The sequence below is a fragment of the Rhodococcus sp. NPDC078407 genome (assembly GCF_044542515.1).
Lineage (GTDB): Bacteria > Actinomycetota > Actinomycetes > Mycobacteriales > Mycobacteriaceae > Rhodococcoides.
This window is the reverse complement of the sequence record NZ_JBITUQ010000002.1, coordinates 162,513-175,624: the sequence shown is the minus strand read 5'-3', so window position 1 is coordinate 175,624 and position 13,112 is coordinate 162,513. Positions and strand designations below refer to the sequence as shown.

General features: G+C 63.4%; 17 protein-coding genes. 8 read left to right on the top strand and 9 right to left on the bottom strand.

Annotated elements, in window-relative coordinates:
• Window positions 1-114: 114 nt before the first annotated feature.
• Window positions 115-432, bottom strand: coding sequence for a hypothetical protein (locus ACIGGF_RS03210; protein WP_397520005.1), 318 nt, complete (start codon window positions 430-432; stop codon window positions 115-117).
• A 151-nt stretch (window positions 433-583) separates the two neighbouring features.
• Window positions 584-1,015: a hypothetical protein gene (locus ACIGGF_RS03205; protein WP_397520004.1), complete on the bottom strand. Its 432-nt coding sequence runs from the start codon at window positions 1,013-1,015 to the stop codon at window positions 584-586.
• Between the two features lie 183 nt (window positions 1,016-1,198).
• On the opposite strand from ACIGGF_RS03205, the gene ACIGGF_RS03200 reads away from it, so the two are divergent.
• On the top strand, window positions 1,199-2,047 hold the full coding sequence (locus tag ACIGGF_RS03200; RefSeq protein ID WP_397520003.1) for a GGDEF domain-containing protein: 849 nt from the start codon (window positions 1,199-1,201) through the stop codon (window positions 2,045-2,047).
• Between the two features lie 9 nt (window positions 2,048-2,056).
• On the opposite strand, the gene ACIGGF_RS03195 is transcribed toward ACIGGF_RS03200, so the two are convergent.
• A complete protein-coding gene (locus ACIGGF_RS03195; RefSeq protein WP_397520002.1) occupies window positions 2,057-3,073 on the bottom strand; it encodes an ABC transporter substrate-binding protein in 1,017 nt (338 codons plus the stop codon).
• 177 nt (window positions 3,074-3,250) lie between these two features.
• Between ACIGGF_RS03195 and ACIGGF_RS03190 the strand changes: the two genes are divergently transcribed.
• From ACIGGF_RS03190 to ACIGGF_RS03175, 4 genes are read left to right on the top strand one after another with little or no spacing between them, the layout of a single operon-like run.
• Window positions 3,251-4,219: an intradiol ring-cleavage dioxygenase gene (locus ACIGGF_RS03190; RefSeq protein ID WP_397520001.1), complete on the top strand. Its 969-nt coding sequence runs from the start codon at window positions 3,251-3,253 to the stop codon at window positions 4,217-4,219.
• 33 nt (window positions 4,220-4,252) lie between these two features.
• Window positions 4,253-4,447: a twin-arginine translocase TatA/TatE family subunit gene (locus ACIGGF_RS03185; protein ID WP_397520000.1), complete on the top strand. Its 195-nt coding sequence runs from the start codon at window positions 4,253-4,255 to the stop codon at window positions 4,445-4,447.
• A complete protein-coding gene (tatC, locus tag ACIGGF_RS03180; protein WP_397519999.1) occupies window positions 4,444-5,220 on the top strand; it encodes a twin-arginine translocase subunit TatC in 777 nt (258 codons plus the stop codon). The genes ACIGGF_RS03185 and tatC overlap by 4 nt, the downstream gene beginning before the upstream one ends.
• Window positions 5,208-5,687: a twin-arginine translocase TatA/TatE family subunit gene (locus ACIGGF_RS03175; RefSeq protein ID WP_397519998.1), complete on the top strand. Its 480-nt coding sequence runs from the start codon at window positions 5,208-5,210 to the stop codon at window positions 5,685-5,687. Before tatC ends, ACIGGF_RS03175 begins: the two co-directional genes overlap by 13 nt.
• Here the strand turns inward: ACIGGF_RS03175 and ACIGGF_RS03170 are convergent.
• The 4 genes from ACIGGF_RS03170 to ACIGGF_RS03155 form a co-directional block, all read right to left on the bottom strand.
• Window positions 5,629-6,186, bottom strand: coding sequence for an LppA family lipoprotein (locus ACIGGF_RS03170; RefSeq protein WP_397519997.1), 558 nt, complete (start codon window positions 6,184-6,186; stop codon window positions 5,629-5,631). The genes ACIGGF_RS03175 and ACIGGF_RS03170 overlap by 59 nt on opposite strands.
• Complete coding sequence (locus ACIGGF_RS03165; protein ID WP_397519996.1) at window positions 6,183-7,883, bottom strand: alpha/beta hydrolase; 1,701 nt, start codon at window positions 7,881-7,883, stop codon at window positions 6,183-6,185. Before ACIGGF_RS03165 ends, ACIGGF_RS03170 begins: the two co-directional genes overlap by 4 nt.
• Window positions 7,884-7,953: 70 nt before the next feature.
• Entirely contained in the window at window positions 7,954-8,244 is a 291-nt protein-coding gene (locus ACIGGF_RS03160) for a WXG100 family type VII secretion target (RefSeq protein WP_397519995.1), read from the bottom strand.
• 343 nt (window positions 8,245-8,587) lie between these two features.
• Window positions 8,588-9,109, bottom strand: coding sequence for a hypothetical protein (locus ACIGGF_RS03155; protein WP_397519994.1), 522 nt, complete (start codon window positions 9,107-9,109; stop codon window positions 8,588-8,590).
• Between the two features lie 44 nt (window positions 9,110-9,153).
• Between ACIGGF_RS03155 and ACIGGF_RS03150 the strand changes: the two genes are divergently transcribed.
• The 3 genes from ACIGGF_RS03150 to ACIGGF_RS03140 all read left to right on the top strand — a co-directional run bounded on the left by ACIGGF_RS03150 (window position 9,154) and on the right by ACIGGF_RS03140 (window position 11,836).
• A complete protein-coding gene (locus ACIGGF_RS03150) occupies window positions 9,154-9,375 on the top strand; it encodes a hypothetical protein (RefSeq protein WP_397519993.1) in 222 nt (73 codons plus the stop codon).
• Between the two features lie 203 nt (window positions 9,376-9,578).
• The gene (locus ACIGGF_RS03145; RefSeq protein ID WP_397519992.1) at window positions 9,579-10,484 is read left to right on the top strand and encodes a LuxR C-terminal-related transcriptional regulator; all 906 of its coding nucleotides are present in this window, start codon (window positions 9,579-9,581) and stop codon (window positions 10,482-10,484) included.
• Between the two features lie 680 nt (window positions 10,485-11,164).
• Entirely contained in the window at window positions 11,165-11,836 is a 672-nt protein-coding gene (locus ACIGGF_RS03140; protein WP_397519991.1) for a hypothetical protein, read from the top strand.
• A gap of 6 nt (window positions 11,837-11,842) precedes the next feature.
• On the opposite strand, the gene ACIGGF_RS03135 is transcribed toward ACIGGF_RS03140, so the two are convergent.
• Together ACIGGF_RS03135 and ACIGGF_RS03130 are read right to left on the bottom strand one after the other, a co-directional pair.
• The gene (locus ACIGGF_RS03135; RefSeq protein ID WP_397519990.1) at window positions 11,843-12,388 is read right to left on the bottom strand and encodes a YveK family protein; all 546 of its coding nucleotides are present in this window, start codon (window positions 12,386-12,388) and stop codon (window positions 11,843-11,845) included.
• 38 nt (window positions 12,389-12,426) lie between these two features.
• Entirely contained in the window at window positions 12,427-13,098 is a 672-nt protein-coding gene (locus ACIGGF_RS03130) for a hypothetical protein (protein ID WP_397519989.1), read from the bottom strand.
• Window positions 13,099-13,112 lie beyond the last annotated feature (14 nt).

The following is a 13,112-nucleotide window of genomic DNA, read 5'->3' as shown; positions in this document are numbered from 1 at the left end:
TCGAAACGACGAAACCGGCCGACCATCCTGCGGTCGACCGGCCTTCGCGACCCACGTCGTGCATAGAACTTCGTAGCAGGCTACGAGTTACCGCGCACGTGCGACGAAGCCGCTCTACGACACCATCGCCAGAAATCCGACGCCCACGATGATGCCGATGATCCCGGTGCCGACGGCCAGCGCCAGATCCCAGTGATCGGCACGCTCCCCTTCGAGATCGGGACTGCGATCGGCCCACAATGCGGATACGACGGCAATCAGGCCAGCGGCGATTCCGAGCCCGGCGGCCCAGAACGAGACGATCGACAGCGCGCCGAGCATGACGGCGATTTCGGTCACCTGAGCGCGGGTACGAATGCGCCGCTTCCACCAGGTCGGCGGCATATTTTCGTCCAACTCGTGTGTATCGACGTTGGATGAGGTGACGGTCACTGTCTACTCCTTTCAGACAAAGAATGTGCCTCCATTTTGGCACTCGGCGTGAGAGAGTGCCAAACCGCAGAGGGCTACCCACGGAGATAAGCGACCGAGTCGTCATCGATGGTTCGTTGACGCCGACACTCGACACCCGCGGGTGACCGCTTCAACCCCACAGAAGCTGCCGTCCCACAGACGCTTTCATCGGTCCGAGATCGAAGGTTCTCTTATCGGAGATCACGTACGGGACGTGAATGTGCATCGCATACTCGCGGTGTTCGAGCAGAACCTCGAGATGTGTGTTCGACGCCCCTTCAGCGGTCGCGTCGAACACGATGGCGTACGACCGCACCTCGTCTGCGACGGCACGCAACCGTCCGACGAGTTGTTCCTGGGCCGTAATGGTCGACGCCGTATCGGCCTCGTCCTCCGGTCGAAAGACACTCTGCCCGAGCGACATGTGATTGACGACCGCCACCGGGCCGAGTCCCCAGTTCTCGATGATGCGTTCGGCAGCTATCTCGACACACACCTCGAGTAGGTCGTCGAAATCATCCTGGCACTCAGCGCTCGTCACTTCTCGCCACTTCGTTTCCATCGAAACTCCCCATTGCCGTCGACTACTTCCGACTACTACAACGGCAGCCGACGTCCATCGGTTCCCAAAAGTCGTACATCCGTACCATTTTGTTACCGACCGCGGTCCTGACAGCTCTCGAGGCTCGACCCGACCTGGACTAGACTCTCGATACGGGAAGGGGAGAAAGCGGGTCGTTGCGTCGTGGAGGAACATCGGTACAGGCGCATCTTCGCCTCGAGCCCCGTGGCCCAAGCGCTCTCCGACGAAGACGGATTGTTCGTCGACGTCAATGCCGCCTACTGCGACCTCGTGGGCTTGTCCCCGTCCGAACTGATAGGTCGATCCGCGATGGTGCACACGCACCCGGACGACCTTGCACTCCACGGCAGTGTCGAGGATCTGATGGCCGCCGGGACGGCCGCCGACGAACCGGTGAAGGTCGAGGTGCGGTTCGTTCGACCTGACGGCGACATGCGCTGGGTGCTATTGACTCTGGTTCCGTTCACCGGCCCGGCCGACGCCGAGTGGACGCTCGCCGCCGTCCTCGACATCACCGAAAGAAAAGAGGTCGAGGACGGAATTCTGCTGGCGTCGCGCACAGATCAACTGACCGGAGCCCTCAACCGTCGCGGCTGGTCGGACTACGCGGTGTCGGTGGTCGACGAGGATTCGGTCGCCACCGTCGTCGCGGTTCTCGACCTCGACCACTTCAAACAGTTCAACGACAACCACGGCCACGCTGCGGGCGATGCGTTGCTTCGCGACTTCGTCTCGACTGCGCGCGAGTGCATCGGCGAGGACGGACTCCTGGCACGATGGGGCGGAGAGGAATTCGTGATCACTCTGCGCAACTGCGATCGTCGCGATGCCCTCCGATCACTGGAGGCTCTCGCCGCCGCCACCGCGCCGTCGGGTGTGACCTTCTCCGCCGGCTACACGTTGCAGCGGCCCAACGAGGGACTCCGCCACACCCTCGACCGAGCCGACGCGCTGATGTTCCGCGCGAAGCGCGACGGCCGCAACCGAATGGTGACCGACGCACCTCACTGAGCCGGCCGTTCAGCCTTCGTTGTTCACAGCGCCCGCGAGTCCATCGACCAAGGTCGGCAGGAAGTACGGAATCGACAGTGCCGTCGGACCCACTGCAGCTCCGGCTTCCTGTCCGACGAATCCTGCCACCGCTCCGGCGTCCACAGCCGGGATCTGGCGCGAGACAGGTGAACCGACGAACTCCTGTAGCGCACTGTCGGTATCGACCTGAGTGAAGACCACATCGGCGTCGATCTTCGAGACGTTCTCCGCCGAGACTGTCGTCGAGAAAGTGGCGTCGTCGGTCGCGAGGTCGGTCACCGATGCAGGCGAGACGAAGCCGAGGTTCTCCAGCAACTCCACCCGAGGATCAGAGGGCAACAGCAGGTAGTACACGTCCGCGGCCTCGGACACGTACGCGATCGAACGGCCGTCGAATTCAGGATGCTGCGAGCCTGCGTCCTGAACCTGGCGATCCAAGTCGGCAACCAGCTCACGCGCACGGTCCGGGACACCCAGAACGTCACCGGTGGTGGTGATGACGTCGCGCCACGGCGTCGACCACAGCTCCTCGGGAGGGGCGATGACGGGCACTCCTGCGTCGGTCACCGCGTCGTACTCGGCCTGGGTCAAGCCGGAGTGCGGTGCCAACAACACATCCGGATCTGCGGCGAGGACTTTCTCGACCGTCAGCGCACTCGTGATGTTGTCGAGCAGAACAGGTGCCGGCTCACCGCTCGCGTCGATGGCATCGGAGATCCACGGGTAGATCAGATCGTCTCCGCCGCCGTACTCGGCGGACGGCATGGCCACGGGTACGACGCCGAGTGCGAGCACCGCATCGGTGGTGCCGAATCCCCATGTCACCACCCGTTCCGGTATGGCGTCGAGGGTCGTCTCGCCGTACATGTGTTGCACGGTCAGCGGAAACGAACCGGTCGTCGACGCGTCGGCCGGGGCCTCGGATGCCTCGGGTGAGCTACAGCCGGCGAGCGCGATAGACGCGGCCACTGCGGCGGTGAGCAGAACGGCAAAGCGAGAAATCATGAAATGTCCTGTATGTCGGTGATCGGACTTGTAGGTTAGCCTTAGCTTCCTCGTACGCAAAACCGACCGCCCCGGGCTCACAGGAACCTGGCAGCGGGAGTTCAGCGTCCTCACCGGATGGTCCCGGAGTATTGGCATTACCGAAACGAACCGATGCCACTCCAGAGGAGCTCACAGATGACCCGAATTCCCCAGCCTGACAATACTTCTGCCGGACCCACCTACGAGGGACGGCTGCTCGATCGCCCCACCGAGGAGGTGGTCGATCAGGGTGCCGGGTTCGACATCACCACCCTGGTCACCCGTCGCCGCGTACTCGCGTTGGTCGGCGCGGGAGCCGGAGCGGTTGCGCTGGCCGCGTGCTCCACCAGATCGAATACCCAAACCGACGCCACGACAACGACTTCCGTGAGCGCGACGAGCGAAATCCCACAGGAGACCAACGGCCCCTACCCAGCCGACGGCAGCAACGGCGTCAATGTTCTCGAAGAGTCGGGAATCGTCCGCAGCGACATCACCTCCAGCCTCGACGGCGGCACCACGGTCGAGGGAACACCACTCTCGTTCACCTTCACGCTCACCGACATGGCCAACGACGATCGCCCGTTCGAGGGTGCCGCCGTCTACCTCTGGCAGTGCGATGCGCAAGGCCAATATTCGATGTACTCCGAGGGGGTCGAGGACGAGACATACCTGCGCGGCATCCAGATCGCAAACGCAGATGGCGCAGTCACTTTCGAGACCATCGTTCCCGGCTGCTACTCCGGCCGCTGGACCCACATGCACTTCGAGGTCTACCCCGACGCCGCGTCGGCGACCACCGTGGACAATGCCATCGCCACCTCGCAGGTCGCATTTCCTCAGGACATGCTCGACGCGATCTACCAGCTCGACACGTACCCGAACTCGGCCGAGAGCTTGGCCCAGATCGCCAGCCTCGACAACGACAACGTCTTCGGGGACGGCTACGACCTCGAGATGGGTACGTTCTCCGGCGACCCCACCTCCGGCTACGTCGGATCGCTCGCCGTAGCCATCGACACCACCACAGAACCAGCCGTCAGCGAAGGCGGCCCCGGTGGCGGCGGCCAGCCCCCGATGGGCGGCGGTACTCCCCCGGCCGGCGGCTTCACACCCACCAACTGATCACCCCGAACCCTCATAACCGAAGGAATCACCATGTTGCACAACCTCACCGGATGGCACGCTCTCATCGTTCTCGCCATCCTTCTGCTCGTGTTCGGCTCGACCAAACTGCCGTCCCTCGCCAAAGGCGTCGGACAGTCGATGCGCATCCTCAAACACGAAGTGCGCGAGGACAAGACAACATCGACGCCGGACGACGCCCCGGTTCCGTACCGACACGCGTCATGACCACGGCCACCGCCGCGCGGGGTGCCATGCCGCTGGCTGGGCACATGCGCGAGGCACGCCGCCGCGCAGTCCGCGCGGCGGTGTCCCTCCTCGTGGGAATAGCAATCGGCTTCGCACTCTCCGACCAGATTCTCGACATCCTGCGCGCACCCGTCGAACAACTTGCCCTCACTCGCCAAGCCAGTCTCAACTTCGAAACTGTCACCGGCGCTTTCGATCTCGAACTGAGGATCGCGCTGTTCACAGGCGTGATCGTGTCGTCTCCGGTGTGGCTGCGTGAGCTCTTCGCCTACCTCACCCCCGGCATGACGCGTCGGGAAAAGAAGTACGTGTACGGTTTCTCCGCTGCCGCCGTCCCACTGTTCGTCGCCGGGTGCGCGTTCGGGTTCAGCATCTTTCCGCGCATGGTCAGCGTCCTCGCCGGCTTCTCCTCCGACGAGGACAGCACCATCCTCAACGCCTCGTACTACGTCGACTTCGTCATGAAGATCGTGCTGGCGACCGGCATCGCCTTCGTTCTCCCGGCAGTGCTGGTGATGCTGAACTGCCTCGGCATCCTCTCCGCGCACCGGCTACGCAGCAGCTGGCGCATCAGCGTCGTCGCCATCGCGTTGTTCAGTGCACTGGTCACACCCGCCGCCGACGTCCTGTCCATGTTCCTGGTCGCGTTGCCGATGGCAACACTGTTCGGAGCAGCCATCGCGATCACCGCGGTACACGATCGACGCGCCCTCACACCCCCGAAACCGGAGCCACCATCATGTTCGGCTTGACCTTCGAGAAACTGTTCCTGGTCGCGGTCATCGCCGGGTTCGTTCTCGGCCCCCAACGCCTGCCCGGATACGCACACCAACTCACCCGCGCCGTGCGCGGCGTGCGCCACTTCGTCGATACCACCCGCAGCGCAGCCGAAGCCGAGATGGGTGTTCCGCTCCGACGCTCCGAATGGGAGTCGATGGACCTGCGGCAGTACGACCCCCGCCGAATAGTCAGCGAGGCTTTACGAGAGACCGAGCCCCTCGAAAAAACTTATCCACCAGTCCTCGCCGACGCAGCCCGCGTGCAACCGGGTCAGAAATACCTCATCACCGGGCCGGCGTCGCATCCCCGACGCATCCTCATCGAGTCACTACCCCAGGACGATCCCCGTCGCATCGCCGCACAACGGCAGCCGGACGCCGTCACTTCGCATACCGGTCCTGATCCGACAATGTCAGGTGACAACCGGTTCGAGCGGTGATGACGCCGGCCTCCAACGTCCCCAGGCCGAACTGCACCTTGCCCTCGCCGAGCAGCAGCACATCGTGGTTACCCGGGGCATCGGCCCGCACCTGCACCTCCGTTGCCCCGACCCGGGCGGCAATCTCCTGCACTCGCGAGAATGCTTGCGGCCAGGCGTCGTCGGGAATCGGGCCGTCGAAGACGACGTTGCGGAGCGTCAGGGCCGAGGCGCTGCTGGGGTCGCCAGGAACGGCCTCGCAGGACACTCTTCGCTCGTCGCGATTTCGAGACCAGGTCACGTTCGGCACCACGCCGACCACGGCATCCGCCATCTCGATCACCAACGGTTCCAGGCGCTCGAGTTCCTCCTCTGCAGTGCCTTTCGCGTACAAGGCATCCTTGATCGCTGCTACGTCCTGATCGTTCACGGTCGGTTCCTCTGCATCGGTACTGCATCCCGCCACCACACCCCCAGCCACGAGCGCTGTCGCGATGGCACTGATCAGTCGGCGGGTCATTGCATCACCAAGTCGGGTCTGCCGATTCCGATGACTGCCAGGTTGTATCCCGGGGCTCTGAGCATGCCGTTGTCTCCTGCTCTGGTGTATTCGGAGTGGCCCGACGCACCGTCGCGGAACACCCCGTCTGCGCTCACGCCCGCGTCGGCCGAGAGTTGTTGGTAGTTCTGGTTGTACGGCCCGGCCTCGAAGGGTGAGAACGGGCCGAGGTGGCCGGCCCACGTCACCGGATCGGACTCCGCGTCCATCGCCCACACATGCTGATACGGCATTCCCATCGACGATGTTCCGACGGAGTTCAACCCGGGCGAGCCGTAGAACACGGCGTCGTCCACCACCTGGGAGCCGCCCTGCTGCAACGCTTCCGACGTGGTCAGTGATCCGTAGGAGTGACCGAACGCGCTGATATGCGGGTCGGCGACCGTGGAGGCAGCGTCGATGCCCTGGTAGTACGACGCGAGTGTTGCACCGGCGTCGTGCGCGATGTCGTCGGACATCACGTCGGTGTAGCCGTCGACGGCGTCGAGCATGCCCGGGCGATTCTGCCCCTGGGGCGCTTCGTATCCGATCCAAGCGATGGTCGCGACGGTCTCGTTCGATCGACCGGCGCGATCGAGCTGCGTCGTCATCTCGGTGTTGAGTTGGTCCGCCTCGCTCACCATGGACTCCAAGGATCCGTTCACCGTCGTGTTCAAACCCGGGGTGCTGACGGTGACATGATCGGCGGTGTCGGGGTTGCCGACAGCCACTGCAGCAAGCGCCTTTTCGTGATTGTTCACCTCGTACACCGTCAGCAACGCATCGGGGTGGTCTCGAAGTGCCCGGTCGATCGCGTCCAGGCTTGAGAGCTTGTCCTGCACCAGTTTCAGGCCGGCGTCGTCGTTGGAGAACATGCCGCCGGCAAAGCTGTCGTCCACCTTCGCTTGCAGTTGCGCTTCGAGTGTCTGCAGTCGCTCGCGGTCACCGGGAATCTGGGCGATGTTAGCTTCGCTGCGCGCGACCGACGGGATGCCGTCGAGGTTGCCGATGACGCCGGGATGGTCGGCGATCATCTGCATACGCTGCGCCACCGGCAATGCGTCCCAATATGCGTCGACCTGCTGCGGACTCGCACCCTGCGGTGGGAAGGGCGCGGACAGCACGCCCAACTGTGAACCGGTGGCGAGGCTCGAGGTCACATCGTTGGCTGGTCCAATGTTCGGCATCGTACCCATGAGATTCGAAAGCGTTTGTGCGCCATCGGAGTCGATGTCGATCGCCTGCATGACGAGAGCATGTGCGCCGTCGTGCAACTCGCGCTTCACTTGCTCACGCGCGGCGATGGCCACCGGGTCGGTCGGCAACACCGCGAACCCTACGTCGGTGGCAGATCCGTCCGCGGCGATGAACATCAGATGCGCAGTCGCCGTGGCCCGCAACTCTGCGAGCTGCATTTTGAGGTGGACGACGGCGTCGGCCGTCTGCTGCGCAAGTGTTCGGCACGCGCCGAGTTCGACGGCTTCGCGGTTCAACTCGTCCTGAGTCATCTCGTACGCGCTACTGGCCGCGGCGGCGGCCTCACCGTGCCAGCCGGGAAGCGTCGACAGTGCGGTCAGATCGGCCTGAACGGCGACGAGGGTATTCACTCGCGCGGTCAGAGTCGATTCGGTTGCCTCGAGGGCTCCGATATCCCAGTTGTCGATCGCAGTCAGATCCATGGCTCCCCCCCGGTACCTCGCCCGCCCCCGCAGGCCACGTCATTAGATCATTCGCGGCGACCGCGTGAATTCACAGCCGAAGACCCGAATCCGGTGCGGCCTCGAGAACGGCGTTCTGCGTTCCGTCGTCGACCTGCTCGTAGCCGTGCGCCGCGGTCGCCAGCCCCGATGCGAGGTCCTCACAGGCCGCTGCGAGGGCTCGCCGACGCACCGCGAGGCGATCGACGAACTCGTCGAACGCCGGCCGCGATCGCGGCCCCCAGCCCTGTCCGCATCCCGCAAGCACATCCTCGGCGGACTTCAGCTGCTGCTCGGCGTCGTCGGCCACAGAGCGTGTGTTCGACGCGGCCGCCCACAGCACCGCAGGCAGTGACGTCCTCGGTCATGACTCCCCCATCATTTCCCGGTCGCCTCGCCACTCGCGGCGGGCGACTGCTCACTGTACAGCGGCGGGTACTCGCAGGTGAGAACCGCGAAAGAGGGACGATAGATAACACCGTTAGGTGATGTCCGACGCGCTGCTGGCTCAGAGATGGATTGAACGGCAGCAGCCTGTGCCTCGTCGACCCGACACACAAGAAGCGAATGGATCAGGTGTAGCAGAAGCGGGCCGCGAAGGTCACGCTTGCTCCGCCGTGAGACCAGGCGAACGAATGGATATGAATTGTATCCGTTCGCCCGGTATCCCTCAGCAGCAACATTTGTCAGAGTGCATCCCATGCGGCCGCAGCGCAGTAACCAGCCGTGCCACCTCCAACACCTGCCGCCGTCAGGCAGGCAATGTATCCGGGAAGGCTGCCGAACGAGCACACTGCAGTAGCAGCCGCAACGACCCATGCTGGAATACCAGCAGCAGATAGGCAGTCGTTCAGAGCAGAGATGGCATCGCCGACACCCCTGGTCTGAAGTGGAGCGTCTTCGTCCGAGAAATCACCGTCTACGGTAAGTTCTCCGTCCTGCCAAATTTTTGCATGCCCAGACTTTTCGTCATACGAAGTGAAGTGCGACTCCGTATAGTTCAAAATCTGACCGCTCTCGTCCAGCGCAACCAGGACATTGCTGTACTCGGATCCAATGTTCCTCAGCGGCAACATGACAAGAGTCTCACCGGCTTCGTTCACTGTGCTGGCGCTCGCCGCGAGATCGACTTCATCGCTATCAACCTGCAGCGCAATTGCACCGGAGGAGATTGCAACGGAAATGGCTTCTGTGTGGTTCGAGAACAAGTCAGGGGAGTTGGCGAGTTCCTCTGATACCGATAAGTCCCCCTATGATCAAGGCCGCCACGATGGAAACCGAAAATCCAAAACCGGCCAGACCCAGCCACCCGGAAAGCGAATCCGGTAAACCCTCATCCGAAAGAGCCGTGGCCGAGATGAACACCGCCAAGGAGACGACGAAGGTGACGGCCACCAATCTGCCGATAAGACGTCGCCGGACGGTCTTGGTTTCATTTTTTTCGTTCATCGGTCAATTCACCAACCTTTCATGAAAGGACGCTGCAGCTATCCCCAACTGCACACTTTCACGGCTCAGCTTTTTTGTGAAGGATATGTCCGGTTGTGGCCACGGCACACGCGGGTCGGCCGGTCGAACGCTTTTCGGAGGACGGGATGCGGCCGGACTCGGCCAACCCGAGGAGCTACCGCCGACCCGGCGAGCAGACTCACTGCATCCCGTTTACGCTCGGAGACAATGGTCGACATCCCTCCGGTTCTGACGGTCTACGCGGCCTTGACCCGTGCCCGACATTTGACCACCCCCGCCCTGAGTGCAGCCACCGGCCTCGATGCAGCAGGCCTCGACCGACAGATCGACACCCTGTCGGAGCTGGGCTGGGTTCAGCCTTCCCGTGATATTCCCGACGCGCACCGGGCGGTTAATCCCGTCCTGGCCTTGGGAGCAGTCATTCTCGATGTCCTCGACGGCAGGCGTGACCCCGACACCCTCGATCTTCTCGGCGGATATTCCTGTGCTGCCCAGATGGTTCCAGTGTGGCGGGCCGGCTTTCCCGCGACCTACCTGCCCACGAGCCTCGATAGCTTCTCCGGGCTCATCGAGGATGCCATGACCCACGCCCGCACCGATGTCGTCTCTCTGCACACGACGGTCTTCCCCACCTTGACCCCGCTCCTCGACACGATTGTCAGTTACCTACACAGGCGGGGTATTCGATACGGGGCTGTCATGGACACCGATCACCACACCGACCCGCGCTGGCAACCGTTTCGTGCCGCCCTTGGCACCCGGGGCATATCCATCACGTTGGCTGCTGACCTGCCTGGTCGGGGCCTGGTCATCGACGAGGGACTGCTGACGGTCCTGCACACCGACACCGCGGGTATCACCTTGGCCCCGTGTTCCGTCTCGGCCCGTTACATTTCCCACTCTGCCGGTGGTGCGGTCCCGACCGTCGGGCGTCTCCGTTCCCTGACCGTTCTCACTCACTTGTGCGAGGGGTCCACCACCGAGAAGATCGCGGCGGCCCTCGGTGTCTCCGAACGCACCGTCCGGCGCGACATCACTGTGCTTCGGCAGATCTTCGATACCCACCACCGTGCGACCCTCACCCATCGCGCCGCGACGACGGGACTGGTCTGAGCTCGGCCGGTCAGGCGTCGAGTGGCCGGTTTGTTGACACCCGTCCAGGCGAGTCGAACGGCTGCATGACCGTCTTCGACAAAGTGAACTCCGACGATGCTGGGCCACAATGGCTTTCCATCAGCGCTCTGCTCGATGATCTTGCAACCAGCCTCGAAACAGGAATGCCGTTCGACGGGGGTGGCGTCACGCAGTCGTCGACGGCCGTTTGGAGTGGGACATCTGAGCTCGAGTCGCGACGGATCCTCGGCCCGTACAGTGTGGGGTTGCCTGCGGTTAGTACGGCGAAAGAGGGACGACAGGTGACACAGTCCTGCATGATGTAGCGATGACTACCAGCGTCGTTGCCGCTTCGGAGTCGGGTGTGTCCGCAATTGCGTTGTGGACCTTGATCGTCGTGGTGATCGCCGCGCTCGGTGCCGCGTGGGCGGCGTTGAGTGTGCGCAGGCTCGGTGCGAACGAGGACGTCATCTCTCGCGAAGTGGCGGCCCTGCACACTGCCGTCGATCGTCAGGTCCGTCAGTCGGGCGAGAGCGACTCGTGGAACCGCGACCAGGTGACCGCGCGATACCAGGAGCTGCTGTTCGCGCTGTCGAACGTCGATCGTGTTGTGGCCGAGGAAATCTCGGCAGCAGTGATTTCGACACCTGTAGGCGATCTCTCCGCTGCGACGCGGGCATTTGAACAAGGCCTACGACCAATTGGCGCTGGCGCTCACTGCGGCATTGGTGGTCGCTCGCAGACGCGCTCATCCACTGGCGCTGGAGTTGTCGACGGGTATCGATCGCCGAGTGCTGACTCCACTGGCACCCGAAACCGGCATAGCGGCTCCCGCTTACGAACGCCTGCAGAGCGAGCGGGCGTACATCGTCAGGATGCATTCGCTGCTGCTCAGCGCGATGCGCGCCGATCTGGGTCTCCTCGATCCCGGCGCCGAGGCAACGCTGATCTTCACCACGAAAGAAGTGGAATCGGGTGTGCTGTCGGATCGATCGACGGCAGCCGGACGCAGCGGGGTGCAGCTGATCGAGTTGTTGGAGGATTTCGGTGTCACACCGCTACTCGGCGCGGAGGAGGACTACGTGATGTCCGACGCGCTGATGGCTCAGTGCGAGGTGCTCTACAACTCGGTGAGCCCGAACTTCCAGGCAGTGTTGCGACACATCGGCGACGAGATCCATCTCGCGATCAGACCCGACGTCACCGACGAACGCCTCGACGAGATCTACGACATCGCCGTACGTTTGGTCGAAGCCGGATTGCGCGGAAACATCCACCGCAGAGACGGATTGGACGGCAGCAGCCTGTTCCTCATCGACGCGACACATAAAGCGGGAATGGAACGGGTGTAGTTCCGCCTACGGTGCAGGCCTGTTCGAACGGTGCCGTACGAGTACCAAAGCAATTCCGATGAGCAGGCCCGCTGCCGCACCCCATAAGAGATAGCCGACCGTGTTCGGGCTGATCGGTGCGTTCGACGCGTCGGCTTCGCTGACTGTCCTCAGAACCACCACAGGAGCCTCACCATCTTGGGGCGCTTCCAACTCGGAGACAACCGCACTCAGTTCCCTAGCGGTGGTGTTCGCGATCTCGCGTGCGATCTCGGCAGAAGTATCGGTGGCGACGATATCGAACACAACGGTCTCCGGCGAGTAGGTCATCGTCACCTTGTCTGCCAACTCCGCCGGGGTCAGATCGAGTGCGAGGTCGGCAACAACTCTCGAAGTGAGGAAATCGCCTTTCACCAATTGCGCGTACGACGGAATTGCCTGCTGCGAATAGAGATTGCCCACATACGTATCCGAGCTGTATGTCGGCCCTGAGATGGAGAGGAACATCTGCGCCCGCGACTCGTATACCGGTGTCATCAGCACGGTGATTCCGAACGCCGTCGCCATCGCCATCGCGATCGATACGGCGACAATGCGCCACCCCGCGCTGATCAGCTTCCGATCGGCCGGAAGCCCGCACCCGCAGCACCCGATGCGCCCAGCAAGCGCACCGATTCCGACGCCGATGCGTAGGCGGTGGGACTGACCAACGGTGTGCCCGAAGCATGGCTGGCGATTCCGACGAGCGTGGTGCCGGCCACCAGCGGAGCGCCGGAGTCGGCCCAGACGGTAATAGCATCGGACATCAGGTCACTGCCTCGGTTGTCGACGATGCTGCCGCATGTCAGTCCGCTGCCGAGCCCGCTCTTGCAGACCGGCTGCCCCACCGATCCGACACCGATGTCGGTCACGGTGATTCCGTTCAGACTCGAAACCGGGGTGACCTTGGTGGGGTCGAGGACGATGACGCCGTAGTCGGGCCCCCAATGCCCGACGGCCGTAGTGCCGACCGGGGCTGCGGGTGATCCGACGAGCGTGACGGGCAGCCCCGTCCGCAGGATGCAGTGGCCTGCGGTGAGCGCGACCAGGCGGCCTGCGTCGTCGTAGCCGACAGCCGCGATGGAACAGGCGGTGAGGTCATCGAGGCCGCCGGTGGTGACGAACCCACTGCCGGGTCCGACGACCGGAAGAGGGGCTGCTGCAGCAGTTCCGGTGAACGTCGCCGCAAATGCGAGGACCACTGCACTGACAACGCCGAGCCGGGCATACTTCATGATGGTCATTCCTCATCGACGAG